Source organism: Streptomyces sp. NPDC059564, assembly GCF_042735575.1.
Lineage (GTDB): Bacteria > Actinomycetota > Actinomycetes > Streptomycetales > Streptomycetaceae > Streptomyces.
This window is the reverse complement of record NZ_JBHWBP010000493.1, coordinates 1-4,401: the sequence shown is the minus strand read 5'-3', so window position 1 is coordinate 4,401 and position 4,401 is coordinate 1. Positions and strand designations below refer to the sequence as shown.

General features: G+C 75.2%; 3 protein-coding genes and 2 pseudogenes. 2 read left to right on the top strand and 3 right to left on the bottom strand.

All coding sequences use genetic code 11. From position 1 onward, the window contains the following. A pseudogene (locus tag ACFV0Q_RS38820) lies at positions 1–1,422 on the bottom strand (hypothetical protein); the annotation flags it as partial. 290 nt (positions 1,423–1,712) lie between these two features. Between ACFV0Q_RS38820 and ACFV0Q_RS38815 the strand changes: the two are divergent. Continuing rightward, the gene (locus ACFV0Q_RS38815; protein ID WP_385012446.1) at positions 1,713–2,201 is read left to right on the top strand and encodes an SRPBCC family protein; all 489 of its coding nucleotides are present in this window, start codon (positions 1,713–1,715) and stop codon (positions 2,199–2,201) included. Positions 2,202–2,211: 10 nt separating this feature from the next. Here ACFV0Q_RS38815 and ACFV0Q_RS38810 read toward each other — a convergent pair whose 3' ends face one another. Beyond that, positions 2,212–3,375 (bottom strand): PLP-dependent cysteine synthase family protein, encoded by a 1,164-nt coding sequence (locus ACFV0Q_RS38810; RefSeq protein WP_385012445.1) that lies wholly within the window; start codon positions 3,373–3,375, stop codon positions 2,212–2,214. 198 nt (positions 3,376–3,573) lie between these two features. Here ACFV0Q_RS38810 and ACFV0Q_RS38805 point away from each other — a divergent pair, with 198 nt between their 5' ends. Further along, positions 3,574–4,119 (top strand): ATP-binding protein, encoded by a 546-nt coding sequence (locus ACFV0Q_RS38805; protein ID WP_385012443.1) that lies wholly within the window; start codon positions 3,574–3,576, stop codon positions 4,117–4,119. 99 nt (positions 4,120–4,218) lie between these two features. Here ACFV0Q_RS38805 and ACFV0Q_RS38800 read toward each other — a convergent pair. Further along, positions 4,219–4,401: pseudogene (locus tag ACFV0Q_RS38800) on the bottom strand (ROK family protein); the annotation flags it as partial.

The following is a 4,401-nucleotide window of genomic DNA, read 5'->3' as shown; positions in this document are numbered from 1 at the left end:
GACCCCCACCCCGGCGGCCAGGAGCGCGAGGGCGAGCAGCAGCGGCGGCAGGACGGCGGCCTGCCAGGACAGCAGCACGGGCGGGCCGGGGAACACGGCCCCGGGCATGCCGGGGGTGGCGCCGCCGTCGAGCCAGTCGGCGACGCGCTGGGCGACCCCGCCGGACATGACCCCGCCGAGGGCGCACCCGAGCATGGCGACGGCGGGTCCGCCGAGGCCCCGCAGGGCGGCTCCGGTCCGGGGCCCGCCGCGGTGCAGGCGGCGGGCGACGACGGCGAGGGCCAGCACGCAGCAGCCCTGGCCGAGCATCAGCACCCCGAACGCGAAGTCCCCCGGGAGCCGCCCGGCCGCGACCCAGCCGGGGCGGGACCATCCCGCGTACAGCAGGACGGCGGCCAGCAGGCCGAGGGCTCCGCCGGGCAGCAGGGTGATCGCGGCCCGGTCGAGCCGGTGGTCGGGCCGGGTCTCGCTGCGGCCGCGGCGGCAGACGACCCACAGGACGGTGGCGGCCCCGGCGGCGAGCAGCCCCTCGACGGCCCAGCCCGCCGCCTGGAGTACGGGGGCCGTGGTGGCGGTGGCCCGGTCGTGGCGGACGGCCGGCGCGGCGACGGCCACCGCGACGGTGAGCAGCCCGGCGGCGGTGTGGGCGGCCCGCAGCCGCGCCACGATGCGCCGCCCGTACCAGAATCCGGGCCGCCCCAGCGGGGGCGCCCCCTCCCCGGTGGTGCCGGCCGGGGGCGGCTGGGATTCGTAGGCGCTCCAGGTGCGGTTCGAGAGGTACCAGAGCAGGCCGGTCAGGGCGGCCGGGAGCAGGGCGCCGAGCGCGAGGCGCCGCCCGGGCTGCCCCCACCAGCGGCCGGGTCCCAGGAAGCCGAGCCAGGAACGGGACGGCGTACAGGCGGGGTTGCCCGCGCACTGCCAGGCGAGGAGGTCCAGGGCGACCTCGCAGGCCGCCGCGACGAGCAGCACGGTGAGGCTGAGGGCGACGACCCGCACGAGGAGCCCGTACGCACGCACCGCGCGCGGCCCCGCTCCCCCGGCGGGCGGGGCCGCGGGCCGGGCCCAGTGGGCGAGGTTGACCACCATGAAGGGCAGGAGCAGCAGCCACAGGGCGCGGGCCCCGTTGCCGGAGGTGAGCCGGGACCAGCAGTAGGCCTCGGGCACGGGCCGGCCGGCGTAACGCCCGGGGTGGGCCTCGGCGTCGGCGTCCTCGGCGCGGCGGAACACGGCGGCTATGGCGTCACCGGTGACCCGGACGGGGTGCGGATCGCGGAGCAGCTCCCCGGGGGAGGCTCCGCCGACTCCGTGGACGAGGAGTTCGAGGGACAGCCGCGGCGGGCCCGGCGGCGGACCCGGCGGCGGACCCGGCGGCGGACCTGAAGGAGCGGGAGCGGGAGCGGACGCGGCGAAGGGATCCGGCACGGGGGCCTCCGCAGGTGAGGGGCTGGTTCGCGGGGCAGCCCCTCCAGCATCCCGCCCAACGGCGCCGCTGCCCAGGCCCCTTGCGTGTGAAGCCGCCGGAAAGCCCTGCCGGAAAGCCCTGCCGGATAGACCTGCCGGATAGACCTGCAGGGACGCCTGCCGCACCACCGACCGCACCACCGACCGCACGCCGACCGCGGTCCCCGTACCGGCGAAGACATCTGACGGGCAGCCAGCTAGGGTGGCGCGGCACGGGCCACCCGGTCCCGTCCCGCCCAGGGGGTAACCACATGACCCGCCGACTCCGCCCCGTGGGGCTGGGTTTCCTCGACGACGCCCCGCTGCGCCTGGTCTTCACCGCCCGCGTCCGCGCCGCGCCCGACACCGTGTACCGGGCGCTCGCGGAGGAGGTGACGGGCTGGCCCGACTGGTTCCGGGCGGTGACCCTGGCCCGGCCGACGCGCGGCGGCGCCGGACGGGAGGTCCGGCTGACCGGTGGGGTCGGCTTCCAGGAGACGATCATGGCGGCGGATCCCGGGCGGCGCTACGCGTACCGGGTCGACGAGACCAACGCGCCCGGCATGCGCGCCCTGCTGGAGGAATGGCTCCTCGCCCCGGCGCGGGACTCCCCCGGCACGCTCGTGCGGTGGACCTTCGCGGCCGACGGCCCGGCCGCCTTCCGGCTGGCCCTGACCGCCGCGCGCCCGGCCCTCGGCCACTCCTTCCGCACGGCGGTGCGCACGCTCGACGGCCGCCTGGCGGCGCGGAGTCGCGGCTGAGACGCCCCGCTCAGGCGGCGGGCTCGCGCCAGTCGCCCGTCTCCAGGAGCGTGTCGATCGTCTTCGCGTACGGGGCGATGTCCAGGCCCTGCTCCGCCAGCCACGCGTCGGAGTAGTACTTGTCGAGGTAGCGGTCGCCCGGGTCGCAGAGCAGGGTGACGACGCTGCCCGTGCGGCCCTCCGCCACCATCTCGGAGATGATCTTCAGGGCGCTCCACAGGCCGGTGCCGGTGGAGCCGCCCGCCTTGCGCCCTATGGCCTGTTCGAGGGCGCGGCAGGCGGCGACGGAGGCCGCGTCCGGCACTCTCATCATGCGGTCGATGGCGCCCGGCACGAAGCTCGGCTCCATCCGCGGCCGGCCGATGCCCTCGATGCGCGAGCCGCAGTCGCTGCTCGCGTGGGGGTCGTTGTTGGTCCAGCCGTCGAAGAAACAGGAGTTCTCCGGGTCCGGGACGCAGATGCGGGTGTCGTGCTGCATGTAGTGCACGTAGCGCGCGATGGTCGCGGAGGTGCCGCCGGTGCCGGCCGTCGCGACGATCCACGTGGGTTCCGGGTACCGCTCCAGGCGCAGTTGCTGGTACATCGACTCGGCGATGTTGTTGTTGCCGCGCCAGTCGGTGGCCCGCTCGGCGTACGTGAACTGGTCCATGTAGTGGCCGCCGGTGCGGGCGGCCAGCTCGGCGGACTCCTCGTACATCTTCATCGAGTCGTCGACGAAGTGGCATTCGCCGCCGTGGAATTCGATGAGGCGGCACTTCTCCGGGCTGGTGGTCTTCGGCATCACCGCGATGAAGGGGACGCCGATCAGCTTGGCGAAGTAGGCCTCGGAGACGGCGGTGGAGCCGCTGGAGGCCTCGATGACCGGGCGGCCGGGGCGGATCCAGCCGTTGCACAGCGCGTACAGGAACAGCGAGCGGGCCAGGCGGTGCTTGAGGGAGCCCGTCGGGTGCGTGGACTCGTCCTTGAGGTAGAGGTCGATGCCCCAGGCCTCGGGGAGCGGGAAGCGCAGCAGGTGGGTGTCGGCGGAGCGGTTGGCGTCCGCCTGGACCTTGCGCACGGCTTCCTTGAGCCAGGCGCGGTAGTCCGCGTCGCTGTGGTCGACGTCGACCGTCGTCAGGACCGTGCCCGCGGTCGCGGCCGCGGCCGTCGTACCGGTGGTGCCGGTGGTGCTCATGCGCCTTGCTCCTTTGTCCGTTCCGTGGCCCCCTGCTTTCGCAATGTACCCCTCCCACCTGCACAAATGGTTACTTTGGGTTTCTATGCGGATCGCTTTCGGTCGCGTTCGGTTGCAGCCGGGGCCACCGTGGGTGACGCTGGTGGTCTGCTACCGAGGGTGCAGCACCCGTAACACTGATGTCGGGGAGTCGCAGCCGTGATCAGTCATTCCCGCAGGCACTGCGTCGTCGAACTGCAGGCCTTGCCCGCGCGGATCGGTCAGGTCCGCAGAATCGTCTCGGCGCAACTGCGCCACTGGCAGCTCGACCCGCTCATAGACCGGGCTGCGCTCGGCGTGACGGAGCTGCTCAGCAACGTCCACCGCCATGCGCAGCCCGACAAGGTCTGCACGGTCGAGATCGAGCTCCGCCTCGGGCGGCTGACCGTCTCCGTCCACGACAGCGATCCACGGCTGCCCGTGCTGCGGGAGGCCGACACGCTGGAGACCTGCGGTCGCGGGCTCGCGCTCGTGGAGGCCGTCAGCGAGGCCTGGGGGGCCCGGCCGCAGCCGGACGGTCCCGGCAAGGTGGTGTGGTTCTCGCTGCGGGCCGGCCCCGCCCCGGCCGCGCCGACCGCCACGGTCCGTATCGGCGTGAACAAGCCGGTACGAGAGCCCGCCCGGCCGGTGCTCGAAGCCGTGGACGCGCAGGCCGTCTCCGACACCGTGCCGGTACCGGTCCCGGCCGGCACCGCGCCCGGCTGACGCCCGCGAAGGCCCGGGCGCGCCCGCCCCGGGCGGCGCCACCGCCGCCGGTCCCGGGGCCACCGCGCGGGCACCCGGCGGGGCGCCCTCGGGACCGGCTCAGGCCGCCGCGCCCAGGGCGCCGAGCGGGTCGTCCAGTACCGGCTGCCACGCCAGTTCCGCCGCCCCGACCAGGCTGTTGTGGTCGAGGGTGCACGGCAGGATCGGCACGCCCCCGCTGCGCCCCCACAGACTCCGGTCCGCGAACACGGCGATCAGCCGCTCCGGGTCCGCGGGCCGCAG

Coding starts and splice junctions, on each gene's coding strand:
- ACFV0Q_RS38815 (WP_385012446.1), top strand. CDS start 1,713: ATGACCCGCCGACTCCGCCCCGTGGGGCTGGGTTTCCTCGACGACGCC.
- ACFV0Q_RS38810 (WP_385012445.1), bottom strand. CDS start 3,375: ATGAGCACCACCGGCACCACCGGTACGACGGCCGCGGCCGCGACCGCG.